The organism is Acinetobacter sp. 24-47-67 (assembly GCF_056779735.1).
Genome location: NZ_JBWYIK010000002.1, coordinates 59,758 through 73,005, shown reverse-complemented (window position 1 = coordinate 73,005; position 13,248 = coordinate 59,758). Strand labels below are relative to the sequence as shown.

Annotated in this window: 14 protein-coding genes; 6 read left to right on the top strand and 8 right to left on the bottom strand. The window is 36.7% G+C overall.

What is annotated here, in order from left to right:
- Window positions 1-114 precede the first annotated feature (114 nt).
- Window positions 115-1,065: a 4-hydroxy-3-methylbut-2-enyl diphosphate reductase gene (gene ispH / locus AC1M9K_RS04285; protein WP_092766665.1), complete on the bottom strand. Its 951-nt coding sequence runs from the start codon at window positions 1,063-1,065 to the stop codon at window positions 115-117.
- 134 nt (window positions 1,066-1,199) lie between these two features.
- On the opposite strand from ispH, the gene gmk reads away from it, so the two are divergent.
- From gmk to bfr, 6 genes are all read left to right on the top strand, one after another.
- On the top strand, window positions 1,200-1,820 hold the full coding sequence (gene gmk, locus AC1M9K_RS04280) for a guanylate kinase (protein WP_035264330.1): 621 nt from the start codon (window positions 1,200-1,202) through the stop codon (window positions 1,818-1,820).
- Window positions 1,821-1,895: 75 nt separating this feature from the next.
- Entirely contained in the window at window positions 1,896-2,177 is a 282-nt protein-coding gene (gene rpoZ / locus AC1M9K_RS04275; RefSeq protein WP_035264331.1) for a DNA-directed RNA polymerase subunit omega, read from the top strand.
- A gap of 204 nt (window positions 2,178-2,381) precedes the next feature.
- A complete protein-coding gene (locus AC1M9K_RS04270; RefSeq protein WP_481588607.1) occupies window positions 2,382-4,484 on the top strand; it encodes a RelA/SpoT family protein in 2,103 nt (700 codons plus the stop codon).
- A 76-nt stretch (window positions 4,485-4,560) separates the two neighbouring features.
- Window positions 4,561-4,944 carry a RidA family protein gene (locus AC1M9K_RS04265; RefSeq protein ID WP_035264336.1) on the top strand — a complete coding sequence of 128 codons (384 nt, stop codon included), beginning with the start codon at window positions 4,561-4,563 and terminating at the stop codon, window positions 4,942-4,944.
- Between the two features lie 153 nt (window positions 4,945-5,097).
- Complete coding sequence (locus AC1M9K_RS04260; protein WP_035264349.1) at window positions 5,098-5,292, top strand: bacterioferritin-associated ferredoxin; 195 nt, start codon at window positions 5,098-5,100, stop codon at window positions 5,290-5,292.
- A 230-nt stretch (window positions 5,293-5,522) separates the two neighbouring features.
- Entirely contained in the window at window positions 5,523-5,987 is a 465-nt protein-coding gene (bfr, locus tag AC1M9K_RS04255; protein WP_035264352.1) for a heteropolymeric bacterioferritin subunit Bfr, read from the top strand.
- A gap of 37 nt (window positions 5,988-6,024) precedes the next feature.
- Here bfr and AC1M9K_RS04250 read toward each other — a convergent pair whose 3' ends face one another.
- The 7 genes from AC1M9K_RS04250 to AC1M9K_RS04220 form a co-directional block, all read right to left on the bottom strand.
- Window positions 6,025-7,653: a PglL family O-oligosaccharyltransferase gene (locus AC1M9K_RS04250; RefSeq protein ID WP_481588606.1), complete on the bottom strand. Its 1,629-nt coding sequence runs from the start codon at window positions 7,651-7,653 to the stop codon at window positions 6,025-6,027.
- Between the two features lie 12 nt (window positions 7,654-7,665).
- Window positions 7,666-8,853 (bottom strand): O-antigen ligase family protein, encoded by a 1,188-nt coding sequence (locus AC1M9K_RS04245; protein WP_481588605.1) that lies wholly within the window; start codon window positions 8,851-8,853, stop codon window positions 7,666-7,668.
- Complete coding sequence (locus AC1M9K_RS04240) at window positions 8,850-10,181, bottom strand: sulfatase-like hydrolase/transferase (RefSeq protein ID WP_481588604.1); 1,332 nt, start codon at window positions 10,179-10,181, stop codon at window positions 8,850-8,852. Before AC1M9K_RS04240 ends, AC1M9K_RS04245 begins: the two co-directional genes overlap by 4 nt.
- A gap of 45 nt (window positions 10,182-10,226) precedes the next feature.
- Complete coding sequence (locus tag AC1M9K_RS04235; protein WP_481588603.1) at window positions 10,227-10,676, bottom strand: pilin; 450 nt, start codon at window positions 10,674-10,676, stop codon at window positions 10,227-10,229.
- A gap of 181 nt (window positions 10,677-10,857) precedes the next feature.
- The gene (locus AC1M9K_RS04230; protein ID WP_481588602.1) at window positions 10,858-11,418 is read right to left on the bottom strand and encodes a TPM domain-containing protein; all 561 of its coding nucleotides are present in this window, start codon (window positions 11,416-11,418) and stop codon (window positions 10,858-10,860) included.
- Window positions 11,412-12,446, bottom strand: a complete 1,035-nt coding sequence (locus AC1M9K_RS04225) for a TPM domain-containing protein (protein WP_481588601.1) — start codon at window positions 12,444-12,446, stop codon at window positions 11,412-11,414. Before AC1M9K_RS04225 ends, AC1M9K_RS04230 begins: the two co-directional genes overlap by 7 nt.
- A 60-nt stretch (window positions 12,447-12,506) precedes the next feature.
- Window positions 12,507-13,097 (bottom strand): LemA family protein, encoded by a 591-nt coding sequence (locus tag AC1M9K_RS04220; protein WP_481588600.1) that lies wholly within the window; start codon window positions 13,095-13,097, stop codon window positions 12,507-12,509.
- Window positions 13,098-13,248 lie beyond the last annotated feature (151 nt).

Sequence of the window (13,248 nt, the reverse complement as noted above, 5' to 3'; positions counted from 1 at the left end):
AATATTTTATAATAATAAAGCCAACACAGTTATGACAAATGGTATTAAAATGAGGATAAGATCACACTTTTACAATCTGCTCACTTACCCTGCTATGTCATTGATAATTCATTATTAAGCTTGAGTAACTTGAATTCTCAATTCTTTAGGCAAGCTAAAGGTTATATTCTCCTCTCGCCCATTTAATTCCTGTGGTGACGTAGCGCCCCAATCTTGTAGACGCTGAATCACTTGTTTAATCAAAATTTCAGGTGCTGAAGCACCTGCGGTAACACCAATTTTAGTGGTTTCAGCAAACCATTCCTTTTTCAGCTCATCCGCATTATCTACGAGATAAGCATGCTTACCCATTCGCTCTGCCAACTCACGAAGACGATTAGAGTTCGAGGAGTTTGGAGAGCCAACCACTAAAACGACATCACATTGAGTCGCTAAATCACGGACCGCATCTTGACGGTTTTGAGTTGCATAACAGATATCATCTTTACGTGGCCCTTGGATGGCTGGGAATTTAGCACGTAAAGCATCAATGACTTTTGCCGTATCATCAATTGAAAGCGTCGTTTGAGTGACAAATGCTAACTTATTAGGATTATTTACCTGTAAAGCAGCGACATCATCTTCATCTTCAACCAGATAAATTGCACCACCATTTTTTAGATCATATTGCCCCATTGTACCTTCAACTTCTGGATGCCCTTCATGACCAATCAGAATGGCTTCTATCCCTTCACGCGCATATTTTGTGACTTCGATATGCACTTTTGTCACGAGAGGACATGTGGCATCAAATACTTTTAGTCCACGGCGCTCAGCTTCTTGCTGCACAGCTTTTGATACACCATGTGCACTAAAAATCACGATATTGTCATCAGGAACTTCATCTAATTCATCTACAAAAATTGCACCACGTTGGCGTAAATCGTCCACAACAAATTTGTTATGTACCACTTCATGACGAACGTAAATCGGAGGATTAAAGCTTTCAAGTGCACGATTAACGATCGCAATAGCGCGGTCTACACCAGCACAGAAACCACGTGGATTAGCTAAAACAATTTCCATAAGACCCTCAAACGATCGCTAAAATTTGGTCAATGAATCAGAATATTTTTTAAAACAAATGCGAATTGCTATTTAGTTTAAAAGCACTCTGCTCTAAAATAGAGAAGATATTTTATCATATCAGGAAAAATATCATGTCGGGTCTCTTGTTTGTCGTTTCAGCTGCTTCTGGAACTGGCAAAACATCATTAGTTAAAGCCCTACTTGAGCGCGTAAGCAATTTACACGTTTCTGTTTCACACACTACTCGAGGTCAACGTCCTGGTGAATTAGATGGTGTGCATTATCACTTTACCAGCAAAGAATCTTTCATTGAGCAAGTGAATCAAGGTGGTTTCATCGAATACGCGGAAGTTTTCGGTAACTACTACGGCACTTCACAAGCGACTGTAAAAGAACAACTTGCAAAAGGTCATGATGTTTTACTTGAAATTGATTGGCAAGGTGCAGAACAGGTTCGCAAACTTTTTCCTGAATCAAAACAAATTTTCATTCTTCCACCTACTCAATTTGATCTTCGCCAACGCCTATCAAACCGCGGTACAGATTCTGTTGAAGTGATTGAACATCGCTTAAGTTGTGCGGTAGAAGATATGCAACAGTACGTAAACTTCGATTACATCATCTTGAATGATGATTTTAATAAAGCTTTACATGATCTTGAGTCTGTCATTAATGCGAACCGTCTTTCATTATCACAACAGGCTCACCGACATAAAGATTTAATTCAAAAATTAATCACACCGAATTCGTGATTAAACTTGAGTCTATAGACAAAGCATTTTATACTGCGCAGTCTGTTAAAAAATTTCATACATACGAGAACTCTTATGGCACGCGTAACCGTTGAAGATTGTTTAGACCATGTAGACAACCGCTTTGAGCTTGTACTAGTGGCAAGCAAACGCGCGCGTCAACTTGCTCGTCAAGGTATCGAACCAACTGTAGAATGGGACAATGACAAACCAACAGTGGTTGCTTTACGTGAAATCGCTGAAGGTCATGTCACTAAAGATATCTTGAAACAGCGTGAGCAAGATTATCAAACGTCTAGCTTAGATTTAGCACTTTCTGCAAATAACTTAAACTTAGATGGTTTTTCTTTCCAATAAGCTTAAGACCTGCATTTAAAAAGAGCCTAGTCCAATGACTAGGCTTTTTTATTGAATTTTTTTAGAGAATGATTCGACAAAATTGAAAAAATTTGTTAAAAAAATTAGAGCTATTCTCTATTTAAAAATAGAGCATTGTAGCAATATGAATTTTTAGTAAAGTCTTTTACTTTTTACTCTCTTCCACGGATTCAAAGGTGTAGTATGCCAGGCCCATTGGTCAGCCAAGCTAAGCAACAGCTAAAAGTCATCATCGACGCGTATTTATCTGAAAAGGACGTCGACAGAGTGCTTGTGGCCTGCGATTATGCTGACATGGCACATGATGGTATTACACGCAAAAGCGGTGAACCCTATATTCTGCATCCGATAGCCGTAAGTTGTATTCTGGCACATATGCGCCTAGACCCAGAAACGTTGATGGCAGCACTACTGCACGATGTCATTGAAGATACCGACTTTAGCAAAGAAGACATTACTGAAAAATTTGGCAAAACAGTGGCTGAGCTGGTCGATGGTGTTACGAAATTAAGCCACTCTAGTGACAAAGAATATAATAAAGCAGCCTCATTCCGAAAAATCCTACAAGCCACATTGCAAGATCCTCGTGTGATCATCATTAAACTTTCAGACCGTTACCACAATATGACGACTTTGGAAGCTTTAAGACCGGATAAACGTGCCCGTATTGCGCAAGAAACTTTTGATATATTCGTGCCAATGGCGCGTTTGGTCGGCATGAATGAAATGGCTGACAACCTTGAACACCTCTGCTATCAAAATCTTGATTTAGATATGTTCAATGATGTTCAAGATGCTTTGGCGCAAACCAAACCGCAGCGCTGTAAGTACCAAGCCATTTGGGAAAAGCATTTGAGTGACCTCTTGGAAAACTCCAATATTCCTGGGCGGATTAAAAAGAAAAACAATAACATTGAATTGCTACGCCACTTTGTTAAAAACGAAATTAACCTTCAAGAACTCACACATAGTCATGCGTTTGAAATCGTACTCCAGACCATTGCCGATTGCGATCGTTTAGTTGAGTTACTAAAAGATAACTTCCAAGTTTTAAATTACCAAGATCATATCCGCCGCCCTCTCCCTGGTGGCAATCAATCCTTGATGCTGCGTTTGAAAGGCGAGAAAACAACGCTTTCGCTCACCATACAAACTGAACTTATGCGTAAGGCTGCGCGATTTGGGGTAGTATTAGGTGAAAATGCTCCTCAAACATGCCGATCTGCCATTCAAGCATCTATGCAGAATTTGCATACCTTAGTCGGTGGCGATTGTGCTAAGACCACGTTTAATGATCTATTGGATTATTTACATCAAGAAAAAATATGGGTCTATACTCCTCAAGGTCACTTACATGAGTTACCACAAGGAGCTACAGCAGTAGATTTCGCCTACTCTGCAAGCTTGTTCTTAGGTAACCATGCCGTCGGCTGTAAAATTGATGGTGAAATCAAACCGCTTTCTACACCACTCTCAAGTGGTCAAGTCATTGAGGTGATTACCGATGTTCTCGCTTCACCCAACCCGGATTGGCTGAGCTTTATCAACACTCAAAAAGCCAGACGCTCTATTCAAAATATTTTGCGAGACCAAGATATTGATGAACAGCGCCTTGTCGGTCAACAAGCCTTAAATCGTGCATTAAAGTTATTTAATACGTCTATTCATGATCTAACCGATCAAAATTGGACTGAACTATTACAATGGCGCCATATTCCAACCAAGAATCAACTTTTTGAACAAATTGCTGTAGGTGATTTGCTCCCACAACTTGTGGCGAACCATCTCTTTGCTCAAGATCATCATCAAGATCAAGCATCAAGTCGCCTGATCTTAGGTACTGATGGTGTAGATGTAAAATATGCCCATTGTTGTAATGCAGTGTTAGGCGATCCTATACAAGGGCATTTATCTCGCCGTGGTCTTATTGTTCACCGTGCTCGCTGTAAGAACCTTCTACACGAACAACAGTTACATCCTGAAAATATTATGCCGTTGCACTGGAAAGATGAAGGTGAATCAGAAATCAACTTCAATGCTTACTTGTGTATCGATCTATTATTAAGTGATGAGCAAATTTCAGAACTGATTTATATCTGCCGTAAATCAAAAATAGGAATCGAGTCCGTTCGAAAATACGATTCAAAAACCTATCTGAGTATTGTTGTTCATAGTCGTCAGCAAATTGCGCAAATCATTCGTGAACTCCGCATGCCATTTGGTTTTCCGCGTATTTCACGCATGTCAGCTCCTCTTGCAGTTGAAGAAGTCTCACAAGCCTGCTAAACAAATACAGATTAGAGCTTTCACCTATAGTGTTCATCCTTTATGATGAAGCTAGATTTGAATAATGGAGAAATAGATGTCCCGCCAAGTCATTCATACTGAAAATGCACCTGCTGCAATTGGTACTTACTCTCAAGCCATTCTTGTCGGCGATACACTTTATCTTTCAGGACAAATTGGATTAGATCCATATAGCATGGAATTGGTTGAGGGCATTGAAGCTCAAATTCGTCGTGTATTTGATAATCTAAAAGCAGTTTGTGAAGCTGCTGGTGGTTCTTTAGCTGATATTGCTAAACTGAATATTTTCCTCACTGATTTATCTCACTTTCAACTGGTAAACCAAATTATGGGGGAATATTTCGCTCAGCCTTACCCTGCACGAGCGGCATTAGGCGTTGCAAGTTTACCTAAAGGCGCACTGGTTGAAATGGATGGCGTTGTAATTATTTCTAAATAATTTCAATATCTTAGAAAATACCACCTATAAGGTGGTATTTTTTTATCTGGAAAAACGATGAATTAAACAGCATTTTTAAATGAATTTCATTGACAAACGATAATAATTATCAATAATATCAACTATCGCATTTATCCTTGTGGTTGAGCAGAAATGTACGTTTGTTTATGTCGTGGAATTACAGATCAAGATATTAAAGATGCTATGGCAAATGGCGCTGAATCTTATCGTGAAATTCGTGACTTGCTTGACCTAGGCACTTGTTGTGGACGCTGTGTTCCTGAAGCACGCAGTATTATTAATGAAGAACTTGCTGAAATAGCTGCCAGAATTTCAATCGCCGCTTAGTTCAGAATGTGCTAAAAAATAATAACAACTCATTCTATAACTATAATTCAGATTTCCAATTTCTCCCCCCGCTTTGACTCAGCGGGGTTATTTTTTGCAAAAGTGTATTTGATTGCGATTTTCATTTGCTGTTCAATAAATTACTCGTCAGGCTTTAGCAAGTTGGGTTAAGATAATCTCTATCGATAGCCTTCTATGATAGGCTGAATTTTGAGTTTGGAGCTAAGATCATGAAAGGCAACCGTGACGTTATTCATCAGTTAAATCAGGTGCTTTACCACCATCTTACAGCCATCAACCAATATTTCTTACATTCACGTATGTTTAATGATTGGGGCATCGAACAACTCGGTTCAGCGGAATATAAAGAATCTATCCGTCAAATGAAGCATGCAGATAAAATCATTGAGCGCATTTTATTTTTAGAAGGTCTTCCAAATCTGCAACATCTGGGTAAGCTCTATATTGGTCAACACACCATTGAAGTGCTGCAATGCGATGTTCGGAAAGTCAAAGAAAATATTGAAACGATTCAAACTGCTGTGAAATTAGCAGAAGAACAACTCGATTATGTTACACGTGATTTAGTACAAGAGATTTTAGAAAAAGAAGAAGAGTATTTAGATTGGGCGACCACTCAACTCGATCTTGTCGATCAAGTTGGTGTAGAGAATTATATTCAAAGCCAAATTTAATGATTGAAATAAAAAAAATCCCCTTTCGGGGATTTTTTTATTTCAATAAATCATCATACTCAATATGCTGCTTATGCAATGTTTCTAAAATCCATAATTGATGCTTAGCTTCTTGCTCCTTACCATTAAAAGCCAACACTTGTGCATACTTATGTAAATCATATTTTGATGCCAAGTTTGCAACCATTCGCTCTAGATCAGCAAGTTGTTGTTCTGTCATTTCAGTTTTAGGATCTAATCCGATCCACCACACACGCTCTTTAAATTGAGTAATCAACCAAATTTTCTTTTGCATGGTGTGTTGCTGATCTACTGTTAAAGCTTCTGTCTTTGATGCGAGTACACTTTGCTCTTTATATAAAAAATAATCCCGTGTCGTAGCTAAAGCCCCAACAATCGTGATAAGAGCAATCACTGCGAACACTCGACCATTCATTTTTAATGAAGGTAAATTTGTATATTGCGCTTGAATGATGCCCAGTAAGAAACCTGCCGGAAGTAAAAAATAAGCATAATGTAAAGGAAACTCTAACATGCCATGAATGAGGATCGCACATACCATTAATGTTGCAATGATCGAGATATTATCCTTCACCCCTTTATTGAGCCAAAGTAGCCAAGATGTAAAGTACAGAAGAATAAGCCCACCTAGAATCAAGCCATTCCAGACCAATAGATCTAGAATCATGTTGTGTGCACTTTTATACCAAAGTGAAACTTGGAAGGTATCAGTAATATAGTATTGTGCTAAGCCTGTTTGATTCCATCCATACCCCCACCATGGTTGATGCAGAATCGCAGCTATCATTTGTTGCCACATATCAAGGCGAATATCACCCATACCTTGGACAGCACGGTTTGCTGCGGAACTTTGCACGACTGAAGCTGAATCACCAATAGAAAAAATCAACTGGTTGATCGTCGTTAAATTCAGTGTTAAGAGTACAAATACACCTAACCAAAAAGCTAAATGGGTCAATGAAAATCGATTATGTTTTTTGAATTGTTTGATTAACCAATAGATCACGATAAAAGCACAAACGATAATGCTTGTTCGAGATTGTGCTAACACCACGCCAAACAGTGTGATTAAAGACATTGGCACAAGAAAAAAACTAGAAATTATTTTCTTTTCAAACAGATAAATACTACTTAATAAACTTAGAATGAGTAATGTTGCTAAATTATTCGGCTGAGCCAAATTCGCATACGGGCGATTGCCGTTAAATGAATAAATAATACCTGAAAAGAAGGTATGCATATCCAACCACTGTAGCACAGCAAATATAGCTGAGATAACTCCGACTGAAACAAATGTTAAACAGGTAATTTTAAATACTTGTTCTCTATTTTTCTGCTCAAGGCAAAGTTGATATCCAGCAATCACCATCAATACAAAGAATAGAATATATGTAAAACTAAATAAAGCATTGCTGAAATAGATATTCTGTCCAAAAATAAATTGAATGAGTGGGATACTTAAAAATGGCAATAAATAAAGCTGTGGTTTTGCGATTTTTACTCTAGATTTTGCTAAGCCTAGCAATAAAAAAGAGGCTGCGATAAACGTCAGTACTTCTGAACCGAAGGTTGGCCAAGGAGAACGATGATATGGTAGCAGCCAAGCTAACGCTAAAAATAGCAAACATGCAAATATGTTCAGCATACAAATATGTAATTAAGAAATCGTAATTGTACTTTTCGAATCTAAATTCGCCAACAGTGCGCCGTAAAAGAAACAAAAAATATGTAAAGTCACGATGTAATAGAATCCCCCATTGAACATAGCAGCGATGAATATGTTGATAACAAAACTCGTCAAAATTATAAATTCATAGTTCTTTTCAAATTTAGCAATACGAATTAATGGTTTCACAAAAATAATTGAAACAAGAATAAAACCGATGAACCCAAATTCAATCAATATTTGTAAAATCAGATTATGTGCATGGGCAAACACGCCACCTGCAAAAGGAACCGCAATATTTCTTACAGCCTCAGGACCCAAGCCCCATAGCGGACTTTCAGAAAACTTGCTTAATATCATTTGATATAACTCGACCCGGCCTGAGGTATAGCTATTAACCGACTTACCAACTACATCAAATGATCGCCCCATACCTAAACCAGGTAAATTTGTTTTAAAAAACAGTGGCAAGATGACTGATGGAACTAAAACCATAATTAATTTTTTTATAGTCTTAATATCATTTAAAACTAAAAATATAAGGGCTAAAGCGACACTTAAATAAGCTGCCCGAGCTCCAGTCCAAATAATCACAGAAAGTAAAACAACTGAAAAAATATAATATATAAAACCAAGCTTCAGTTTTTTATTCAACAGCAAAATAAATGAAGCCAAAAAACAAATGGACAGATAATCCGCGATATGTCTGATGTTTGAAAAAAATGGCATATCCCATATCCAATCGTAATCAGCTGGACTCGGAACAGTAAACCAATAAAATATTAAAACTGCACAATGAAGGAAACCGATTAGACTCAAAATTTGGCTGATAAAAATCAGATCAAAGCCTTTATTTTTGTAGTTAAAGTATCCAAATATTCCAAAAATAATACTTAAGACCACTCCAAAATAACGATACAACATGTGTTCATTTTGATAAGGTGAGAGATAGAGAGAAACTCCAAAAACTAGAAACAATAAAAAAAAATAAAACAGTGATCCTTTCTTTTCGAAGCTAAAATATTCAAGTTTATATTTCAATAAAACAAATAATAACGCCACACCCAAAATAAAAGTAATCACTAAATTATTGATAAGGCTATAAGAAACACTACTAAACCCTATAATAAAAAATAAAAAAAACAAAAAGACATTATTATATGTTTTTAAATTCGTCACTCTATATACCCCACGATCATTGGAACTTTAGCATCTTTAAATTTGATTTCATTATTTTCGAGCAACGGTGGCACATGATCTCCCACAATTATGATCATTGTTCCACTAAGTTGTGATTGAATTAGCAATTCACCTATATTTGAAAAAAACTGCTTCTGTAATTTTAAATTTCGGCATAAAGAGGATTTTCCATCGATTAAAAATCGCTCGCAATCAAATTGATCATTTTTAAGATCTCTCAAGTCATATGAAAGATGCGTATTCAACGTAAGCCAATAAAGAAAAATTTGATCGTGATTCATGAGTTTATTTCTAATAACTTGCATCAAATCTCGATCGCACAATCCTGGAAATGAATAGCAACGCGAATTTAAGTTTAAAAAATTTTCATAAAATAGAGATTCCTTGAAACCTAATTTTGGATACCAGTCTTTCCTCTCATACATGGTGCTCGCAGCACCATGAACACCCAGTGTATGAAATCCCCTTTTACTCAAAATATGAGGTAGACACTGCTCAAATCCATTTTTTTGTTTTTTGAGATTAAAATTATTCAGATATAGACCGCATAACTCTCTAATTTCAGCATTGACGGTAAACCCATCTGTAATGACTTCAGACTGTTTGAGCAATTTAAACCGTTTATTGTTTAAAATTTCATGCAATAAATCTTCTTGAATTTCATCTGAAGTGACTCCCCATGATTCATTTACAATAAATAAAATTTTTTTAGGATTTTCAATTCTTAATACTTCATCATAACCAGTTGAAAAAGAATATCTGCCTCCCAAAGCTGTTTCTGAAGTTTGAAATTTTTTTATAAAATCTATATTTCTAAATTTTATGAAATTATAAATTTGTGAATCAAAATATTTAGATTCACCAATACGCCATGCTCGCTCACCATTGGCAATATAAAAACTCTGTAGTATTGAAAGTAAGATTACAATAATGACTGCATAGGAAAAGTATTTTTTGGATACCGAAAATTTTCCTAAAAATTTCCATAAAAAAAACAGATATACAAACAGGAATATTAATCCAAACGAAATTATTATTTTTTTAGTATGATCTATTTCTGGTATAAATTGAAGTAGGTAGATAATATCGGATAGATGAATAACAGGAAATATTTGAAAGAATATATTCAATCCATCTATGAAAATACAAAGTGAAAATAGTACAACTGCTAAAATTTTATTTCTTAAAAATAGAAAAATAAGTAATACGACTAAGTAATCATAGTTAACCAATGACCGTTCTACTCCCAAGTAACTTGCAAGTGCAACAAGGGCAAAGTTGGCGAGAAGAATATAAATAATTTTCATATAAAAAAAGAGGATTTTAAAATCCTCTTTTTAAGTCAATTTAACTTATGAACCAGAAACCGTTAAAGATTGTGGTAAGAACTCATCATCTACTGTAGTCCCTGTTGCTGCTTTAGACATTACACCATTTTCGTTTACAATTAATGCAATATCTTTTCCTGCTACTTTATTTGAAACACCAGTATCTTTAAATTCATATTTAATACCACAAGTTAATGCTGGTGCAGTTCCAGATGAAGTAATGGTTGCAGTACCATATTTACCTTCGATTGAATCTTGCGGTTGAGCAGTAGATTCTCCATTAGCAAAACATGAATTATTTTGTAAATTAGTTTGAATACCAGTCTTCAAACCACCAGCCAATGTAAGAGCTTCACTTACTTGAGATTTAGCAATATAATTTTGGTATGCAGGAATCGCAATCGCAGCAAGAATACCAATAATTGCAACAACAATCATTAACTCGATTAAAGTAAAACCTTTTTGAGCGTTCATAACATCTCTCCTAATTTTTAAGTTCAAAGTTAACAACCTATCCCCAAAATAGATTTTGTTGTTGCTAACTAACTGATGCTATTTTCGGATAACGCTTCAAGGTTGCCAATAAATAATTTTCAAATTTATTTTTAATGTTAATTTATGTAAAAAAGTGACATTTTTTGTCACTTTTCTTAAATCAATTTAAAATTATTGGCTGATTACTGAGCTCATTTTCCAAATCTTGCACTTTATCATCATAAAAACAATTCAAAATTTCGCCGACTTCCATCACGCCAACCATAACACCCTGTTTATAATTTTTATTTTTAAGCTCACGAATCATGTGATCACAGATTGCTTGCCAATCCTGTTGCGTTGTGGCCTTTTGAATGCCACGATCAATCACAATTTCAACTTTCTGTTCACATAGATTTAAATAGATCAGTACACCACTATTAAACTCTGTATCCCATACACCTAATTCAGCAAAAAGTTGTTCGGCGCGCTGACGAGTATTCATTGAATAAGCCAAGGCACATGGAATATATCCCTCTATGACCACTTGAATCTCTCCAACATGACCTTGCTCCGCTTGTTTCACTGCCTCAGCAATTGCATTTTGGTCCATCTTGGAAAAATAACGTTTAGACGCAGGCAAATAACAAAAGTGCCTAATCCAGCGCTTAAAACTCGGTTGAGATGCTTGTTGCAACCTTGGTTCAGTGATAATTTCTGTCGTTTCAGTTTTTGTTACCATGAGCCTGACGCACCTCCCCCACCAAAGCCACCACCACCGCCACTAAATCCACCACCGCCAAATCCGCCTCGACCGCCACTGCCACCGCGTCCTCCGCCAGATAAAAATGCTTGGAAAATCAACTGTGCGATGGATGTAAATAATAAAAAGAAAATTCCAATGCCCACAATCAAGCTGATTAAAATCCCTGAACCATAAATCATGCTCGCAGCAAAAGCAGTAACACCCGCGACCGAAGCACTTAAACGATTACCAATAATAAAAGAACCAATCACACCAGCAATCAAAATGAATAATACCGTGTTAAATGTCTTTTCTTTTGCATATTGTGCTTTTAAGGCTTGTTCTTGTCTAAGTTTCAGTTCTTCAGCGGCTTGTTGGGCAATTTCAGGATCAAGGTTAACGATTCGTTCAATTTCTCTGACTCCTGAAATTAAACCCTGTCCAAATTGATTGACTTTAAAGTAAGGCGTGATTTGTTCACGAATGATTCGACTCGCAACGATATCTGGAATGATACCTTCCAATCCATAGCCTGTTGCGATATGTAATCTTCGATCATTGATTGCCACCGCGATTAACAAGCCATTATCTTGTTGAGCAGAACCCAACCCCCAAGTCTGTGCAGTCCGCATTGCAAAGTCAAAAATACCTTCCTGACCAGTTGTTGGAACGATGACGATCCCAATTTGAGCCTTACCCTCGCTATATAGACCGCGAATTATTGTATCAAGCTCCGACTTTTCTTGAGGAGAAAGTATATTCGCCTGATCTATCACAGGTTCATTTAATGTAGGAAGTTGACGTTGTGAGTCTCCTTCCTGCATATCATTTGAAACAGTAACAGGAGATAGTGGTGTTGGTTTATTTTGCTGAGCACTTGATGATGGATTTGTTGAGTTGGGTTGAATCACTTTTCCCAGCACAATCGCGTCAGACTCATGGTCTACTGCTGTTGCAGTTTCTGCATGAACCGTTTGCAATGTACAGGTCATCACAAAGACAAATAGCCATGAAATCAATTTCATACTATTGTGTCTAAGATGCTGTGTTCTCATGCTCATATTCATTAACTTCTAATCATTGATTTAATCAAAAGAAACATTCGGTGCCTTTTGTGCACTCGCTTCGGCACTAAAGTTTTCTTTTGCATCCATACCAATGACTTTTGCAGTTATGACTTGTGGGAATTGACGAACATAGGTGTTGTAATCTTGGACGGTAGAAATATAGCGATTACGCGCAACTGCTATACGGTTTTCTGTACCCTCTAATTGTACCTGCAAATCACGGAATTGCTCATTTGCTTTAAGATCTGGATAGTTCTCAGTCACTGCCAGCAAACGTGATAATGCACTTGTCATTTGTGATTGCGCTTCTTGATAACGCTTGAATAGTTCAGGATTTTCAAGGACTTCTTTATCAACTTTGAGCCCTGCAACATTTGCACGTGCCTCTGTGACTTCAGTTAAAACTTGTTCTTCATGTTTTGCATATCCTTTAACTACATTCACCAAATTCGGAACAAGGTCTGCTCGACGCTGGTATTGGTTTTGTACCTCAGACCATGATGCAGTCACCGCTTCATCTTTCGCTTGAAGTGTATTGTACCCACAACCTGTGAAAAGCAAGGTACTTGATAATGCGAGCACAACAGCTGATTTTTTTAAAATTTGCATGACATCAACCTCATTATTTATTTGTATTTGTTTAATTAAAAATATTGTATACGCAAATTCAAAATTGAATGTAGCATTTATTTTATGGCTTTAATTTATATAAAAACATTAAGATAAAAAAAGCCACCCTAAGGTAGCTTTTTGTTTGAAA

Bases quoted from the DNA above. Each gene is read 5' to 3' on its own strand.
- AC1M9K_RS04220 (WP_481588600.1), bottom strand. From the start codon at position 13,097: ATGCAAATTTTAAAAAAATCAGCTGTTGTGCTCGCATTATCAAGTACC.
- AC1M9K_RS04250 (WP_481588606.1), bottom strand. From the start codon at position 7,653: ATGCTGAACATATTTGCATGTTTGCTATTTTTAGCGTTAGCTTGGCTG.
- AC1M9K_RS04230 (WP_481588602.1), bottom strand. From the start codon at position 11,418: ATGGTAACAAAAACTGAAACGACAGAAATTATCACTGAACCAAGGTTG.
- AC1M9K_RS04225 (WP_481588601.1), bottom strand. From the start codon at position 12,446: ATGAAATTGATTTCATGGCTATTTGTCTTTGTGATGACCTGTACATTG.
- AC1M9K_RS04265 (WP_035264336.1), top strand. From the start codon at position 4,561: ATGTCCCGCCAAGTCATTCATACTGAAAATGCACCTGCTGCAATTGGT.
- gmk (WP_035264330.1), top strand. From the start codon at position 1,200: ATGTCGGGTCTCTTGTTTGTCGTTTCAGCTGCTTCTGGAACTGGCAAA.
- AC1M9K_RS04270 (WP_481588607.1), top strand. From the start codon at position 2,382: ATGCCAGGCCCATTGGTCAGCCAAGCTAAGCAACAGCTAAAAGTCATC.
- AC1M9K_RS04235 (WP_481588603.1), bottom strand. From the start codon at position 10,676: ATGAACGCTCAAAAAGGTTTTACTTTAATCGAGTTAATGATTGTTGTT.
- bfr (WP_035264352.1), top strand. From the start codon at position 5,523: ATGAAAGGCAACCGTGACGTTATTCATCAGTTAAATCAGGTGCTTTAC.
- ispH (WP_092766665.1), bottom strand. From the start codon at position 1,065: ATGGAAATTGTTTTAGCTAATCCACGTGGTTTCTGTGCTGGTGTAGAC.
- rpoZ (WP_035264331.1), top strand. From the start codon at position 1,896: ATGGCACGCGTAACCGTTGAAGATTGTTTAGACCATGTAGACAACCGC.
- AC1M9K_RS04260 (WP_035264349.1), top strand. From the start codon at position 5,098: ATGTACGTTTGTTTATGTCGTGGAATTACAGATCAAGATATTAAAGAT.
- AC1M9K_RS04240 (WP_481588604.1), bottom strand. From the start codon at position 10,181: ATGAAAATTATTTATATTCTTCTCGCCAACTTTGCCCTTGTTGCACTT.